Origin of the sequence: Pseudomonas sp. URMO17WK12:I11 (assembly GCF_007677725.1) — a bacterium.
Lineage (GTDB): Bacteria > Pseudomonadota > Gammaproteobacteria > Pseudomonadales > Pseudomonadaceae > Aquipseudomonas.
Window position 1 is genome coordinate 86,334 of record NZ_VEDF01000004.1, and the last position, 15,324, is coordinate 101,657.

General features: G+C 61.9%; 13 protein-coding genes and 1 pseudogene. 4 read left to right on the top strand and 10 right to left on the bottom strand.

What is annotated here, in order from left to right:
* Nucleotides 1-28: 28 nt before the first annotated feature.
* Nucleotides 29-4,171, bottom strand: coding sequence for a CheR family methyltransferase (locus tag FS665_RS09145; protein WP_145186637.1), 4,143 nt, complete (start codon nt 4,169-4,171; stop codon nt 29-31).
* Between the two features lie 93 nt (nt 4,172-4,264).
* Nucleotides 4,265-5,320: a M42 family metallopeptidase gene (locus FS665_RS09150; RefSeq protein WP_145186641.1), complete on the bottom strand. Its 1,056-nt coding sequence runs from the start codon at nt 5,318-5,320 to the stop codon at nt 4,265-4,267.
* Nucleotides 5,321-5,475: 155 nt separating this feature from the next.
* Here FS665_RS09150 and FS665_RS23390 point away from each other — a divergent pair.
* From FS665_RS23390 to FS665_RS09170, 4 genes and pseudogenes are all read left to right on the top strand, one after another.
* Nucleotides 5,476-5,740, top strand: a pseudogene (locus FS665_RS23390) (short-chain dehydrogenase); the annotation flags it as partial.
* A 306-nt stretch (nt 5,741-6,046) separates the two neighbouring features.
* Nucleotides 6,047-6,586: a type 1 glutamine amidotransferase domain-containing protein gene (locus tag FS665_RS09160; RefSeq protein WP_145186647.1), complete on the top strand. Its 540-nt coding sequence runs from the start codon at nt 6,047-6,049 to the stop codon at nt 6,584-6,586.
* A 34-nt stretch (nt 6,587-6,620) separates the two neighbouring features.
* A complete protein-coding gene (locus FS665_RS09165) occupies nt 6,621-7,478 on the top strand; it encodes a glucose 1-dehydrogenase (RefSeq protein ID WP_145186650.1) in 858 nt (285 codons plus the stop codon).
* A gap of 117 nt (nt 7,479-7,595) precedes the next feature.
* Entirely contained in the window at nt 7,596-8,099 is a 504-nt protein-coding gene (locus tag FS665_RS09170) for a CinA family protein (protein ID WP_145186653.1), read from the top strand.
* Nucleotides 8,100-8,123: 24 nt separating this feature from the next.
* Here the strand turns inward: FS665_RS09170 and FS665_RS09175 are convergent, their stop codons facing one another.
* From FS665_RS09175 to pstS, 8 genes are all read right to left on the bottom strand, one after another.
* Complete coding sequence (locus FS665_RS09175; protein WP_145186656.1) at nt 8,124-8,831, bottom strand: SDR family oxidoreductase; 708 nt, start codon at nt 8,829-8,831, stop codon at nt 8,124-8,126.
* Nucleotides 8,832-8,931: 100 nt separating this feature from the next.
* The gene (locus FS665_RS09180; protein WP_145186659.1) at nt 8,932-9,825 is read right to left on the bottom strand and encodes a LysR substrate-binding domain-containing protein; all 894 of its coding nucleotides are present in this window, start codon (nt 9,823-9,825) and stop codon (nt 8,932-8,934) included.
* 72 nt (nt 9,826-9,897) lie between these two features.
* Nucleotides 9,898-10,518 carry a hypothetical protein gene (locus FS665_RS09185; RefSeq protein WP_256675071.1) on the bottom strand — a complete coding sequence of 207 codons (621 nt, stop codon included), beginning with the start codon at nt 10,516-10,518 and terminating at the stop codon, nt 9,898-9,900.
* Nucleotides 10,518-11,216: a hypothetical protein gene (locus FS665_RS09190; RefSeq protein ID WP_145186662.1), complete on the bottom strand. Its 699-nt coding sequence runs from the start codon at nt 11,214-11,216 to the stop codon at nt 10,518-10,520. Before FS665_RS09190 ends, FS665_RS09185 begins: the two co-directional genes overlap by 1 nt.
* Before the next feature lie 93 nt (nt 11,217-11,309).
* Complete coding sequence (gene pstB / locus FS665_RS09195) at nt 11,310-12,071, bottom strand: phosphate ABC transporter ATP-binding protein PstB (protein WP_218570363.1); 762 nt, start codon at nt 12,069-12,071, stop codon at nt 11,310-11,312.
* 74 nt (nt 12,072-12,145) lie between these two features.
* On the bottom strand, nt 12,146-13,039 hold the full coding sequence (pstA, locus tag FS665_RS09200) for a phosphate ABC transporter permease PstA (RefSeq protein WP_145186668.1): 894 nt from the start codon (nt 13,037-13,039) through the stop codon (nt 12,146-12,148).
* Nucleotides 13,039-14,004 carry a phosphate ABC transporter permease subunit PstC gene (gene pstC, locus FS665_RS09205; protein WP_145186671.1) on the bottom strand — a complete coding sequence of 322 codons (966 nt, stop codon included), beginning with the start codon at nt 14,002-14,004 and terminating at the stop codon, nt 13,039-13,041. The genes pstA and pstC overlap by 1 nt, the downstream gene beginning before the upstream one ends.
* Before the next feature lie 71 nt (nt 14,005-14,075).
* Nucleotides 14,076-15,104: a phosphate ABC transporter substrate-binding protein PstS gene (pstS, locus tag FS665_RS09210; RefSeq protein ID WP_145186674.1), complete on the bottom strand. Its 1,029-nt coding sequence runs from the start codon at nt 15,102-15,104 to the stop codon at nt 14,076-14,078.
* Nucleotides 15,105-15,324: the final 220 nt, after the last annotated feature.

Sequence of the window (15,324 nt, forward strand, 5' to 3'; positions counted from 1 at the left end):
GTAATCTCCTCGTGAGGCAACCCCACCTTCACTCCAACGCTGCCTTGCACAACGACTCGATGGCGCCCACTAGCTCGTCGTACTGCACGGGCTTGCTCAAATGCCGATCGAACAGCATGCTTTTGCCGCTGGCCGGATCAGTTGCCGTGGCGTAACTCGTGAGGGCAATTGCCGGCGTGCTGCGGTGAACCTTCCCGGCTCTGAGTGCGCCGACGAGCTCATGACCGTCCATTTCCGGCATGCCGATATCAGTCACGATGACGTCGAAACGCTCCTGCAGCGTCTGCTCCAACGCCTGGCGCGGGTTGTCATAGCTGCAAACCACGGCATCCTCCATTTCCAGCAGCATGCGCAGGACATTCAGCACCTCAGGAGAGTCATCGACGAGTAACACCTTGATGCCGCTCAAGCGCCCCTGCTCCTGATCAATCGCCTCGCTTTGCGGGCCACCGGCGAGAGGTTTTGCCGAGAGTGGCAGCGCGACACTCAACGTGCAGCCGTGGCCGATCCCGGCAGAACGTGCAACCATCGAGCCGCCATGGGCCTGCACCAACTGGCGCGCCAGCGCCAGGCCAATTCCCAATCCCGCGCGCTGATGACCTGCGTGCATGGGCTTGGTCTGCCTGAACAGATCGAACACCTGCTCGAGCTCGGCGCTCGCCAACCCTGCCCCGTTGTCGCTGATGTCGATATGCGCGTGTAGCTCGACCTGGCTCAGAACGATCCCAACCTTGGCCGATTCACCGCTGAATTTCAGCGCGTTCTGCAACAGGTTCCAGATCACCTGTTCCAATCGCGTCGGGTCCGCCTCGACAATCAGCGCGGGCGTGTTCGCGCAGGGTTTGTCAAAGCTGATTTGCGCCCGGGGATACTCCTCGCTGATCACCGCATGGATATCGCCCAGCATGGCGCCCAGGTCGATGAGGCGAGTTTGCAACTTCAACTTGCCTGAGCGGATACGTGCGACGTCGAGCAAATCGTCGATGATACGTGTCTGGCTGGTGACGGCGTCGCCAATCGCAACCACCGCCTTGCTGGCATGCTCGCTATTGCGCACCGTGGGTAGCCTGCGCAGGATTTCGGCATTGAGCTGAATGAGGTTCAGCGGGTGCTTGAGCTCATGGGACATGAGCGCAAAGAACTCGTCCTTGAGCGTGAGCGGACTCTTGCTCTCGGCGAGCTTCTTGCACTGCTCATCATGCAGGCGCTTGTGACCGGTCAGATCGCGGGCGATCTTGACGAAGCCCTCGCCGCTCTGAGCACGCAGCAGGGCGATTTCACCGCTGCAGAAGAAGCGGCTACCGTCCTTGCGCAGGTGCCAACGCTCGTCTTCACCACGGCCATGCTCCCGGGCGTTGCGCATTTCTGCCTGCGCGACCCCCGCGCTGCGGTCCTCAGGGGTGAAGATCAGTTCGATGGAAGCGCCGATCACCTCCTCGGCGCTGTAGCCGAACATCAACTGGGCGCCGGTATTCCAGTCGGTGATGAGACCGTGTCCATCGAGGATGATGATGGCGAAATCGTGGGTGCTTTCGGCGACCAGGCGCATGCGTTCCTGGCCCAGACGCAGATCGTCCTCGGCCTCGCGGCGCTTGGTAATGTCGATGAACGTCAGTACCGTGCCATCGATGTGGTCCTCGCTCGAGCGGTACGGCAACAGCCGGGCAATGTACCAGCGACCATCCGAGCTGCTGACTTCTCGTTCGAGCATGGTCAGCGATTCATAGACCGAAGAGGCGTCTGCGGCGAGCTCCGGGTAATCGAGCCGGTGTGTGATATCCAGCAGGGACCGGCCGGTGTCCACGGGCAACATGCTGAAGATTTCCTTTGCACGGGGCGTGAACCAGCGGATATGCATGTTGCGGTCGACGAACACCGTTGCGATATCGGTCGAGGCGATCAAGTTGGCCAGGTAATCGTTGATCTTGTCGGTTTCCTCGACCTTGGTTTTGAGCTCGTAATTGACCGTCAGCAACTCCTCGTTGATCGACTGCAGCTCTTCCTTGCTGGTTTCAAGCTCTTCGGTCGCTGAGCGCAGCTCCTCGTTGATGGCCTGCATCTCTTCATTGGAAGCCTTCAGCTCCTCGCTGGAAACCTCCGATTGCTCGATGGTTTCCTGCAGGTGCAGCTTGGTGCGCTGCAGCTCATTCTCCAGGCTGACCAACACCTGGTTCTCGCTCTGCGAATCCAGTTCGAGAAGCTCGGAAACCGGCGTGACGGCGCTGATGTTGAAAACGAGAGTGCGCACGTCCTGATCGGTAATCTTGTCCTTGAACGGGCGCGCGGTGATATCGACCAGGTAATCGCCTTCGGCGTCGTTGATCCGAACCTTGCGCGACAGCGCCGGCTTGCCACTGTGCTGCACCTGGTACAGCGTGGTGCGCAGCTCCAGGCGCAGCTGCGGCATGATCAACACCAGCACGTTGCGCCCAACTTCACCGGTGACATAACGCAAGAACTTACCGGCGCCCTCGTTCATGTGCAGGATGTCGCCATTGGGATCAACGATCATGCTGGGCGGCATCTGTTCGGCCATGGCTCGCTGGTGAATCTCAGCGTAGGAGAATTTGCGTGCAGGCGGCAACATCGGCGGCGGCACCGCCAGGCTGGACAGAGAAAATCCACCACGCGGCATCGAAGGTGCGCGGCGGCTGGCATTGGTTCCGGCGCGGGCGCGGAAGATCCGGTTGCGTTTGTCGACCGCCGTGAACAGCTCGGGGCAGGCGTCTGCTGATTCCGACGACCCCATGAACAAGTACCCGCCCGGCTTTAGGGCGAAATGGAACATTTGCAGCATTTGGCGCTGGATATCACGGTCCAGGTAGATCAGCAGGTTGCGGCAGACGATCAGGTCGATCTGGGAAAACGGCGGGTCCGACAGCAAGCTGTGCTTGGCGAACAGCACCTTCTCGCGGATCTCCTTGCGCACTCGGTAGTGCTCGCCCTCCCTGAGAAAGTACTGGCGCAGCCGTGTCGGTGGGACATCGGTGATGATCGCCTCGGGATAGGCGCCCGTGCGGCCTACGGCGATCGCACGCTCATCGATGTCGGTGGCGAAGACCTGGACCTTGACCGGATTGCTTTCAAGCTTCTGATGCTCGGTACACAGAATGGTCAGGCTGTAGGCTTCTTCGCCGGTGGAGCATCCGGCCGACCAGATCCGCACCTCGTCCTTGAGCGTGTTTTCGTCTTCGGTCGCCATCAGGTGCGTCAGCACATGGCGTTCCAGCGCTTCGAAGGCTTCGCGGTCGCGGAAGAAGTTGGTCACCCCGATCAGCATGTCGCCCAATAGCTGCTCGGCTTCATCGACGTTGCCTTCCAGGTACTGGTAGTACGCGGGCAGGTCAGGTTGCGCCGTCACCTGCAAGCGGCGCTCGATACGCCTGAGCACCGTCGCGCGCTTGTAGTGCTTGAAATCGTGCCCGGTGCGCTTGCGCAACAACAACAGGATATCCAGCAGCACGCGCTCGGCGAGCTCGCGCTCATGTTCAGGCGAAACGCTGGCGACCTTCATGTCATGGGGAGCAGGAATCTTGATCGCACGGGTGTTGCGCCACAGATCGACCAGCTTGTGCGGAATCTCCGCTACCGGCAGCACCGCGTCGACCATGCCGGTAGCAAGCGCGGCCAGCGGCATGCCATCGTACTCGGCATCGTCGGGGCTCTGCACAATGGTGATGCCGCCCTGCTCCTTGATACGCGAAAGGCCCACGGCGCCATCGCTACCGGTGCCGGTCAGCACCAGGCAAAAGGCGAATTCCTTGTGCGCATCGGCCAGATCGCGGAAAAACAAATCGATTGCTACATGACTGCCCGCTGGACGGCTGGCGGCTGTCACCCGCAGGTAGCCATCGGTCATCGTCAGCTGGCTGGCGGGCGAGATCACATAGACATGATTGGCTTCGATGGGCGCGGCATCGGTGACCTGTTGCACAGGCATCGAGGTAGACGCCTGAATGATCCTGTCGGCAACGCTTTCATGGTCCGGTGACAGATGCAGAATGATCACGAAGGCCATGCCGCTATCGGCCGGCATATGCTCGAAAAACGTCCGCAATGCGGCCAACCCGCCCGCCGAGGCACCGATACCGACTACCGGAAAACGCAAATGGCTGGGTACGATGCCGGCACGCTCGGGCAGGGAAGTCGGGCCGTTGGGGGACGCAGTCATGTGAATCTCGATTCGCAACGTGTGGGAGGCCTGAAAGTATAGGCCTCGCATCGGCCAGTGACCATGACGTGAGCGCTCAGGCGCAGCGCACGCTCACACCTGCTGCGGCTCGAGCAAGTACTCGACCAGGGTCGAGGCGCAGGCCGAAATGCCTCGCACCAGGACCATTTCGAAGCCATGGGTATTTTCCGTCGGGATCGCTATGCAGCCAGCTTTGGCATCGAGCCCCATGCTCAGCACAGCGCTGGCATCTGAGGCGAAATCGACCAACAGTGCCGCTTGTGGCGCGTAGCCTGCTCGCCGCGTCGCCGCGAGCAAGGCCTGAACGACCGAACGGGTGTAATAGCCCTTTTGATCGCCGGTATTGATGATCGGGTTGGCGCTGAGCTCGGTTGCATACTCCTCCAGCACAGGCCCGACTTCGACCGCAATGGTGGTGTCGCCCGGCAATCTGGCTGCGGCGTACATCGCGCCAGCGTTCGATTCTTCCTCCAGTGTGGTCATGACGAACCAGACGTCCTGGCACAACGCCGCGCGCCGGGTCTTCAACACACGAGCGCACTCGATCACGGCAGACAGCGGCGCACGGTCATCGAGAAAGTGCGCGGCGATGCAGTCCTGCACCCTGAACGGCTTGCGCCAATGCTGGCTGAGTACCACACGAGTGCCGGGGCGCACGCCAAGCGCCTCCAGCTCTGACTTGGATTTGCGCGTGACAATGTAGACATCCTTCCACTGCACATCCCCGGCAAGCACGTCCTGCCCGGTCGCCGTACTGCCGCTGTTGTGCATCGAACCATAGGACAGCACGCCCGGCAGGGTTTGCGCATCGCCGAGAATGTCGACCGGGCAGACGCCAAAGCTGATGGGCTGCGCACCGCCCAAAGCCAACACCTCCAGGGTGCCATTGGCCTGGACGTTCTTGACGATCATCGCGATTTCATCCATGTGCGCCATGACGCGAATGGCCTCGGCCGCTTCACCGCCGCATCCCGCGCGCACCACCCCGATCACGTTTCCTGCAGGGTCGACGTAGGCTTCGTCACAGTATTCGCGCAGCTCGCGCAGGCAGATTGCCCGTACCTCATCCTCCTGCCCGCCAGGGCCGCGCGCATTCAGCAATTCTGTCAGTAATGCCTCGAGTTCCACTGCTCATCCTCCGCTGCTCGACGCTTGGGTTGACCTGCAACCAGCTCCGGCGTTCCGCCGCATCCTGGCTAAGCGCCCTTGCCGCTGGTCAGCCCTGCGGAACAGCCTGCTGCCCAGCCATCTCCACCGCTAACCTGGCATACGGAGATGGAACGATGATCGATACCACCACAGGCATGAGAACCGGCGAGCGCTACCGCGTCGAGAACATCGAGCGTGCGCATCAATTTCCAGGCTTCTTTCTCGATGGCAAATACTTCCTCGGCCCCGAACTGCTGACGGCGGTGGGTTGGTTGGAGGGTACGCGGTTCATCTACGACAACCTCGATGCTGCCGGCGAGCCGGTGTTCCCAGAGCGCATCGCGGGGGAAATCCACGACCTGACATTGACCCTGGTCGATGGCACCACCCTGCAACTCAGGCATGTCGATGCCAGCGCTGAGGCGGTAGACGCCGAGGCGAGCGTATCGACGGAACAGGGCGAGCGAGATGAGCCGGCGCCTGCCCCGAGGCCTGGGCAAACCAGGCGCGCTGAACACAGCGTCGGCAGCTGCCTGCGCGCAGCCGCCGCTCGAGTACCCACTGTGGTGGGCCTGGCGGTGATCGGGCTGATCGCAGGCGCGCTGTTCTGCCGGCGCAAGCACCGCTGATGAAATCGTTTGGAACTTCGCCTGAGGTTCGGGGCGTCGGATATCTGGTCCATTGAAATGAAACGGAGAGTCAACCATGAGTACACAACTGAATGGCAAGCGCGTGGCGTTCCTGGTCACCGATGGCTTCGAGCAAGTGGAACTCACCGGCCCACGTGACGCCCTCCAGCAGCAGGGCGCGACCGTAGAAATCCTGGGCGAAGAAAAAGGTACGGTACGCGGCTGGAACCACGACGAGCCGGCGGATGAATTCCCGGTCGATGCGACCTTCGACAGCGTCCAGGCGGACCGCTACGACGCTATCGTGCTGCCCGGCGGCGTGCAGAACTCCGACACCATCCGCTTGATCCCTGGCGCGCAGAAACTGGTGAAATCGCTCAGCGCTGCCGGCAAGCCGCTGGCGGTGATCTGCCACGGCGGCTGGTTGCTGGTGTCGTGCGACCTGGTCAAGGGCAAGCGCATGACCAGTTTCAAGACACTGCAAGACGACATTCGCAATGCAGGCGGTAATTGGGTGGACGAGCAAGTCGTGGTCGATGGCAACCTGATCAGCAGCCGTCAGCCGGACGACATTCCAGCTTTCAATGAAGCACTGATCAAGGCCTTGGCGGGCTGATCGCCAAGCGTATCCAATTGCAGGAGCCTAACCCATGCGAGACTACCCTACTCCGCCCTTCCCGTCGCAGCCGCAGAACGTGCCTGGTTCGCAACGTCGAATGGAGCCATACCCGGACTGCGGCGAAGAGTCCTACACCGGTAACAACCGGCTGCAGAACAAGGTTGCACTGATCACCGGCGGCGACAGCGGCATCGGCCGTGCGGTGGCCATTGCCTACGCCCGCGAAGGTGCCGACGTCGCCATTTCCTACCTCGATGAGCATGAAGACGCGCAGGAAACGGCGCGTTGGGTCGAAGCCGCCGGGCGCAAATGCCTATTGCTGCCAGGCGATCTTGCGCAAAAAGAGCAGTGCCAGGCCATCGTTGCAAAGACCGTCGAGCAGTTTGGCCGCATCGACATTCTGGTCAATAACGCCGCGTTTCAGATGGCTCATGAAACCTTCGAAGAAATCGACGATGACGAATGGGTGAAAACCTTCGATGTCAACATCACCGCGATCTTCCGCATCTGTAAGGCGGCATTGCCTTCGATGCCCAAGGGTGGCTCGATCATCAACACCAGTTCGGTCAATTCTGACGACCCGTCGCAGAGCCTGCTGCCCTACGCCGCCACCAAAGGGGCGATTGCCAACTTCAGTGCAGGCCTTGCGCAGTTGCTGGCGAAAAAAGGCATTCGGGTCAACAGTGTCGCCCCGGGCCCGATCTGGACTCCGCTGATCCCGGCCACCATGCCCGACGAGGCGGTGAAAAACTTCGGTTCCAGCTACCCCATGGGGCGGCCAGGCCAACCGGTCGAAGTGGCGCCTATCTACGTGCTCCTCGGTTCTGACGAGGCCAGCTACATCAGCGGCTCCCGGTATGCCGTCACGGGCGGTAAGCCGATTCTCTAGCGCAATATTCTGCCCTCGTCGCTATCGGTCTGCCGTGGCGACGGGGCAGTCACAGAAACTGAACCAACCTCCAGGCAGTACCGTCCACCGCTTATCATCCGACCTGTGGATTTCTCCATGGCAACCGACCCAGTGCTGGCCACGCTTGGCTACCTCAAGGACAATCAGTTGATCCTCAGCACGGCTGAATCGTGCACCGCTGGCTGCATGGTGGCACTGCTCGCCGCCGTGCCAGGCACCGGCGAAGTGCTGGAGAGCGGTTACGTGGTGTATTCCCCCAGTGCCAAAAAACGTCTACTGGGTGTCAGCGCAGAGACCATCGAACGCTACGGGTTGACCAGCGAGCCGGTGGCCTGGGAAATGGCCTTGGGTGCGCTGCGCGACAGCGATGCCAATGTAGTGATCGCCACCACTGGCGTTGCCGGCCCTGGCGCCGAGTCAGGCATCGCCCCTGGTACCCTGTGCTTCGCCTGGGCGTTTGCCGGCGAGCCGGTGGCGGTGTTCACCCGCACGCAGCGTTTTTTCGGCGAACGTGATGAGGTGATGCGCCAAGGCGCATTGTACGGTCTGACCCGGCTCTCGCACTATCACCAGCGCTGGCTGCGCGGCGAGCGCGCCTGAGTGACACTTCGCCCTGCGCCGTGCTCAAAGCACGCTGCGCGTGACGCCGCCATCGACCTTGATGTTCTGCCCAGTGATGTAGGCCGCGCCCTCGCTTGCCAGAAACGCAATGGTGGCAGCGATTTCCTCGCTGCTGCCGTAGCGCTTGAGCGGTACGCTGTCGCGGCGCTGCTCGGTGGCTGGCAAGCTGTCGATCCAGCCCGGCAATACATTGTTGATGCGCACGTTATCGACGGCGAACTGATCGGCGAAGATCTTGCTGAACGCCGCCAGGCCCGCGCGAAACACCGCTGAGGTCGGGAACAGCTCGGTGGGCTCGAACGCCCAGGCGCTGGAAATATTGATGATCACCCCGCTCTTCTGGCGCTGCATGTACGGCGTCACCAAGCGTGTCGGACGAATTACGTTGAGTAAGTAGGTATCCATGCCCGCATGCCAGTCGTCATCGCTGATTTGCAGAATCGGCGCGCGTGGTCCATGCCCGGCGCTGTTTACCAACACATCGATGCGGCCCCATTGCTGCACGACGGCATCGACCAGGCGCTGCAGGTCGGCGGTGGATTGATTACTGCCGGTCACGCCGATGCCCCCCAACTCAGCAGCCAGTGCCTCGCCCTTGCCCGACGAGGACAGGATAGCCACCTTGAAGCCGTCTGCTGCCAAGCGCCTCGCCGCTGCAGCGCCCATGCCACTGCCGCCTGCGGTGATGATCGCTACTTTCTCCATTGCCATGTTGCCTCCGAATCGCCTGGCGCGGATGCGCCTTGAGGGGTTTACGTTAGCAACTGCTGGTGGCTCCAGGGAGTCAGCGATCCTACTCGAAGACAGTAGATTAACTACTACCAGCCTGATCTCGAAGCCAGCCGCGGACGATCTCAAGTGCCTGCGCCTGCACGGCCTTGCGCGGCCAGACCAGGTAGAACGCCTTGTCCAGGCGCAGGCGCAGGGGGAACAGCTGAACGAGCCTGCCAGCGCTGACGTCCCTCGCCACGAAGGCCTGGTTGGCCAACGCGATACCTTGGCCGTCTATGGCCGCATCGATGGCCAGTGAGGTTTGATTGAACCGCAAGTTTCTAGCGCTCATCGGTGGATGCCCTGGGAAGCACTCAGCCAGGTACTGCGGCCAGTATTGATGAGCGTCGTGCAGCATGACGAACCCTTGCAGGTGGGTGAAGCAGGTGGGCGGTGCTGCACCTTCGAACAGCGCGGGACTCGCCACTGCAACCAGGCACTGCTGCATCAGCAATTCACAGTTCAACCCCGTACCGACTTCAGGTGTGCCGTAGCGAACCGCCAGGTCCACCCCGTCAGTGTTGAAATGCGACAGCCGGTCGCTGGCCAGCACCCGCAAGTCGATATCAGGGTAACACTGGGCAAAGTGGCCGAGCCTGGGGATCAGCCATTTCGAGGCGAAGGTAGGGGTCACGCTGACCGTCAGGTGGGTAGCCTGTGGCCGCAGCAGGCGTGTGGCCTCATCGATCATCGCCAGGGCGCTGCGAATACTGGCGCTGTAGCGCAGGCCCGCATCGGTCAAGGCAAGGCCCCTGGGCAGCCGCTCGAACAAGCGAAACTGCAAGCGCGCCTCCAGACCGCGCACCTGCTGGGCCACCGCGGCCTGGGTGACATTCAGCTCATCGGCGGCCGAGCGAAAATTCAGGTGGCGAGCGACCACTTCGAACACGCGCAGCGCATTGAGCGGTGGCAAATCGGGAAAACCGTCCGGCATGACCGTGCAGACTCTGTCAGCGTGTGCCCAAGGAGCAGCGAATCTACTACAGCGTGCAGCACCGCCGCCAGGTCATGAGGACGCCAGCGCCGCCAAGCGCTGCGCCGCCACGTCGTGCCGCCGGCTTTGCTGCCAGGCCAGCTGTGCCTGCAGTTGCTCGGCAGCGTGCTTGACTTTCTGTGCCCAGCCCGCGTCCCGTGGGTCGACCACGACCACGCGAAAGCCGTGCTCGTGACCTTCGATGCCGACACCTTCGGAGTCATCGACATGCAGGTCGATTGCAAAGGCCGGTGGGTACTTCGAGGGGGCTTTGGCGAGGCCGTTGGCCGCCAGTACCTGCTGATGCCGATCGCTGTTGACCACGCCATCGACGTGAATCCCGTACAGCATCAGCCAGCGCCGGATATAAGCTGGCGTGCGCCCGGACGAGGTATAGATCCAGATGCTGCAGCCCTGGCGGCGCAACTCGCGCATCAAGGTCCGCGTGCCGCTGCGCAGGGGCTCGCCGAGCCAGCGGTGCAGGCAGGCCGGCAGCTTGCTCGCTTCCTCCTCGGCGTGGTGTGGCAAGCACGCGAGGGTGTCGTCGATATCGAATGAGATCCGCAGGCGTGGCTGGGTCCGCTTGCCATTGCTGACTTGCCAGGTCCGCTGTGCATAGGCTTTGGCGCGCGCGATCATGGCTGCACGTGGCATCAGTGGCTCCTGCGCCGCGCCGACACGCAGGTGCCGGGCAGGAAAAAAGCATCGGCTTGTGGGGCGTGGGCTTCGAGAAAAGCAGCGTACTTTTTCTTGATCTTGGGCAGTTCGTACAACGCCTTCACACCATGCTTGGCTGAGTTACGGATGACTGACGAAGGGTTGAAATAACCCTCGGCGTTGTCCAGCGACAACACGAACGGCGGCAGGCCTGCACGCATCAGCAGGTAGCTGACGATCAGCGAACCGGTTCGGTTGTTGCCTTCGATGAACAGCTGCGGCTTGCTCAGAATGCGCACGTAGACCCCCGCTGCGCGTTTCCAGATCGAATCACTGCGATACGCGCAATACCAGTTGTACAAATCCTTGATGCCACCTTCGACGTTGTTGAAGAAGCGCGCCTCGGTGGCCGCCAGATGTGCGGCGAATTCGCGGCGGCGGCCGGAATCGCTGCCGCACAGCACCGTGGCGTTGATTTCCAGCATCAGGTTCAGTTGCTGCAGGTCGAACAGGTCAACGCCCCGGGCGACATAGTCGTCAATCAGCGCATAGCCTTCAAGCACGTTGAGCAGCACCTCGTCGGTGAAGGGGTCGCGCGGCTCGGTGAAATGTCGGCTGAGCTCGCCAAAACGGGCCTGCACTTCGCGCAGCGCGCGCTCTACAGCTTGCAGGTCAAGGCGACAGGTAGCATCCATTAGCAATCTCGTGAAACGAAACGGACGTAAAGCCAACCGCAGCAGCGAGCCGTCCTGGCCGGCGCTGCGGATCGCCTGGGCGCGAGCGATGCTTCAGCTGAATTTGCCACTGATGTAGTCACTGGTCAGCTGTTCGCGCGGGCTCTGGAAGATTTGCGTGGTCGGGCCCATTTCCACCAGGTAGCCGGTACGGGTGCCCTGGGAGATGTCCACCGAAAAGAACGCGGTGGTGTCGGCCACGCGGATCGCCTGCTGCATGTTGTGCGTGACCAGGGCGATGGTGTAGTCCTTCTTCAGCTCGACCATCAGCTCTTCCACCCGACGCGTGGCGATGGGGTCCAATGCCGAGCAAGGCTCGTCGAGCAACAGCACTTCCGGCTCGGTGGCGATGGCGCGGGCGATGCACAGGCGTTGCTGTTGACCACCGGAGAGCGACAGGCCGCTGACCTTGAGCTTGTCCTTGACCTCGTCCCACAGCGCAGCGCCCTGCAGCGCATGCTTGACCCGGTCGCCGATGTCGCCCTTGTAGCGATTCAGGCGCAGTCCGAAGGCCACATTATCGAAGATGCTCATCGAGAATGGGTTGGGCTGCTGGAACACCATGCCGATGTAGCGGCGCACCACCACCGGGTCGACGCCCTTGCCATAGACATCCTGACCGAGGAAGTGCACATGGCCTTCGAAGCGGAAGCCTTTGACCAGGTCATTCATGCGGTTGAGGCTGCGCAGCACGGTACTCTTGCCGCAGCCAGACGGCCCGATGAAACCGGTGATCTCGTTCTTGCGGATCGGTACGTGGCTGTCGCGTACCGCCATGAAGTTGCCGTAGAAGATCTTGTCCAGCTTGCAATCCATGACAATCGGCGCTTCGCTGACCAAGGGAGCGGCTCTTTGCGCTGTTGATACGTTCACGGTCGAATGCTCTCTTTTCAGTACTTTGGCTTGCCGAAGATACGGCTAAGAATGTTCACCACCAGCACGATCATCACCAATACCAGCGAGGCCGCCCAGGCGAGCTCCAGTTGGTTGTCGAACGGCATGCCGGAGAAGTTGTAGATCAGCACGGCAAGCGATGCCGTGGGGTTCATCACGGCCAGGCTGCCGTCGTGGTAGATCCAGTAGTTGCTGAACAGGGCGGTGAACAGCAGCGGCGCCGTCTCACCCGCAGCGCGGGCCACGGCCAGCATGACCCCGGTCAGGATCGCCGGCATGCCGGTCGGCAGGATGATCTTCCAGATCACCTGGGCACGCGTGCAGCCCATGCCGTAGGCGGCGTCTTTCATGATCTTGGGCACCATCTTCATCGCCTCTTCGGCGGTCAGCACCACGATCGGCAGCATCAGCACCGCCAGCGCCACGCCGCCGGCCGGGGCCGAATAGCTGCCGGTGGTCATCACCACCAGGGCGTAGGCGAACACCCCCGCCAAAATCGACGGCAAGCCGGTGAGCATCTTGGCAGCGAAGCGCGAGGCGTTGGCCAACTTGCTGTCCGGGCCCAGCTCGGCGAGGAAGATCGCCGCGAGAATCCCCACCGGCACGGCGATGGCAGCGGCGATGCCAACCATGACGAAAGTACCGGCCATGGCATTGCCAAAGCCACCGCCCAGCTCGAAACCGGTTGGCGGCAATTCGGTGAACACTTCAAGGCTCAGACGCGCGCCGCCGCGGGTGATCAGCATGTAGAGCACCGAGATCAGCGGCACACTGGCCAGCAGGGCCACGCACCAGACCATGGTGGTCAGCAGCAAGCTGCGCAGCGCACGACCCTCGAAGCGGCGCTGCAAGCTGGGCAAGGCGGCCGTGGCCGCAGTGAGATTGGTCATTATTTATTCCCCCGCTGGGCGTAAAGCATGATCAGCGACCCGAAGACATTCACCAGCAAGGTGATGAACATCAGCACCAAAGCGGCGTACATCAACACCTCGACCTCGTTCGGACCGGCTTCCGGGAAGTTCAGCGCCAACAGTGCTGCCAGCGTATTGGCTGGAGCGAACAGCGACAGGGTGATGGTGTTGGCGTTGCCGACCAGCATCGCCAGGGCCATGGTTTCGCCCAGCGCCCGGCCCAGGCCCAGCACCAGCGAGCCGAAGATGCCGGTGGCCGCCGACGGCAGCATGACCTTGAGGATGGCTTCCCAATGGGTGGTGCCCATGCCATAGGCGGCCTGCTTGGTTTTCATCGGCACGCTGGTCAGCGCGTCTTGTGAAACTGCGGCAATGGTCGGCAGGATCATGATCGCCAGCACCAGCGCTGCCGGCAGCAGGCCGGGGCCGCTCAGGGAGGTACTGAAGAACGGAATCCAGCCCAGCTCGCTGTTCAGCCATGCGGTCAGCGGGCGAATGGCCGGAATGACCACGTAGATGCCCCACAGGCCGTAGACCACGCTGGGGATGGCGGCGAGCAACTCGACGACGGTGCGAAACACGGCGGCGAGTTTCGCGGGCAAGAAGTCCTGGGTGAGGAAGATGGCCATGCTGGCGCCGAAGAACCCGGCGATCACCAAGGCGATGAGCGCGCTGTACAGCGTGCCCCAGATGGCAGGCAAGATACCGTACTTGCCTTGGTTGACATCCCAGACACTGCCGAACAGCACGTCGAAACCGTGCTTTTCCATGCCTGGCAAGGCTTTGCGACCTACTTCGTAGACCAGCGCGAAGACCAGGGCGAGAATCAGTACCACACCGATACGTGCAAGCGCACGGAACGTGCGATCTACCAGGAAGTCCTTGGCAGACGGCGGCTGGCACGCTGAGTCTGGGTTGTCCGGGATGGCGAAAGGTGTGTTCATGGGCTGGTTCCGAGACGTTGGGCAAACACTTGCGGCGCGGCGACTGCACCACACCGCAAGCGCCTCAGGTATCACTGAATGCTTTGCGACGCTTTACGCACTTGCTCGACAACCGACGGTGGCAGCGGGATGTAGCCCATCGAGTCGGCGATCTTCTGACCCTCGGTCAGGCTGTACTCGACCATGTCGCGCATGGCTTTGGCCTTGGCCGGGTTGCCGTTGTCCTTGCGGAAGATCATCCAGGTGTACGAGGTGATCGGGTAGGACTTGGCGCCTTCCGGGTCCGGCAGCGTGGCGACGAGGTTTTCCGGCATCTGCACTGCAGCGAGCGCCTCGGCGCCGCTTTCGGCATTCGGCACCACGTAGTGGCCGGCCTTGTTCTGCAACTGCGCGAAATCCACCTTGGCCAGTTTGGCGAAGCCGTATTCGATGTAGCCAATGGCGCCCGGCGTCTGGCGCACGGTGGCGGTCACGCCGTCGTTCTTGGGCGACTTGATGAATTTGTCGGTGGCCGGCCAGTTCACGGTGTTGCCCTCGCCCAGCGCAGCCTTGAAGTCAGGGTTGATCGCCGACAGGTGCTTGGTGAAGACCGCATTGGTGCCGCTGGAGTCGGCGCGCACGACGACGGTGATCGGCATGGCCGGCAGCTTCAGCTCAGGGTTGGCGGCGGCAATCTTCGGGTCGTTCCATTGGGTGATCTTGCCCAGGAAGATGTTCGAATACACCTCGCGCGGCAGCTTCAGGCCCTTCGGGTTGCCTGGCAAGTTGTAAGCCAGGACGATCTCGCCTGCGGTCATGGGCAGCAACTGCACACCTTCGCTGACCTTGGCGATGTCCGCTTCGCTCATGGCCGAGTCGCTGGCGGCGAAATCGACGGTCTTGTTCAGAAAGTCCTGAACACCGGCGCCGCTACCTTTGGACTGGTAGTCGACGGTGACGCCATCGGTCTTTTTACTGAAGTCCTTGAACCAGGTCAGGTAGATCGGTGCAGGGAAGCTTGCCCCGGAACCGGTCAAGCGTACGTTCTCAGCGGCGAAGGCCGAAGTGGCACTCAGCGAAACGGCAACGGCAAGTGCAGCAGACTTCATCAGGCGTATCATGGGAAAAGCGCTCCGTGTGATGGCCGGCACACTTTGCAGCAGCTGTGTTACAGCTTTGTGACTATTGAGTGGCACTGCCGGCAATGCTGGTTCGATGCGTGCAAGCGTCGCCCCTGGAGCAAGGGTCCGCAGAGGCTGCGTGCGAATCATGGAACCGCCGCGGCGCCCTGCCCTCCCATCTTCATGCAGGGCGAACGGCGCCCTGTTGTTCCACATCTGG

Bases quoted from the DNA above. Each gene is read 5' to 3' on its own strand.
- FS665_RS09145 (WP_145186637.1), bottom strand. From the start codon at position 4,171: ATGACTGCGTCCCCCAACGGCCCGACTTCCCTGCCCGAGCGTGCCGGC.
- FS665_RS09160 (WP_145186647.1), top strand. From the start codon at position 6,047: ATGAGTACACAACTGAATGGCAAGCGCGTGGCGTTCCTGGTCACCGAT.
- FS665_RS09165 (WP_145186650.1), top strand. From the start codon at position 6,621: ATGCGAGACTACCCTACTCCGCCCTTCCCGTCGCAGCCGCAGAACGTG.
- FS665_RS09170 (WP_145186653.1), top strand. From the start codon at position 7,596: ATGGCAACCGACCCAGTGCTGGCCACGCTTGGCTACCTCAAGGACAAT.
- FS665_RS09175 (WP_145186656.1), bottom strand. From the start codon at position 8,831: ATGGCAATGGAGAAAGTAGCGATCATCACCGCAGGCGGCAGTGGCATG.
- FS665_RS09180 (WP_145186659.1), bottom strand. From the start codon at position 9,825: ATGCCGGACGGTTTTCCCGATTTGCCACCGCTCAATGCGCTGCGCGTG.
- FS665_RS09185 (WP_256675071.1), bottom strand. From the start codon at position 10,518: ATGCCACGTGCAGCCATGATCGCGCGCGCCAAAGCCTATGCACAGCGG.
- FS665_RS09190 (WP_145186662.1), bottom strand. From the start codon at position 11,216: ATGGATGCTACCTGTCGCCTTGACCTGCAAGCTGTAGAGCGCGCGCTG.
- pstB (WP_218570363.1), bottom strand. From the start codon at position 12,071: ATGGATTGCAAGCTGGACAAGATCTTCTACGGCAACTTCATGGCGGTA.
- pstA (WP_145186668.1), bottom strand. From the start codon at position 13,039: ATGACCAATCTCACTGCGGCCACGGCCGCCTTGCCCAGCTTGCAGCGC.
- pstC (WP_145186671.1), bottom strand. From the start codon at position 14,004: ATGAACACACCTTTCGCCATCCCGGACAACCCAGACTCAGCGTGCCAG.
- pstS (WP_145186674.1), bottom strand. From the start codon at position 15,104: ATGATACGCCTGATGAAGTCTGCTGCACTTGCCGTTGCCGTTTCGCTG.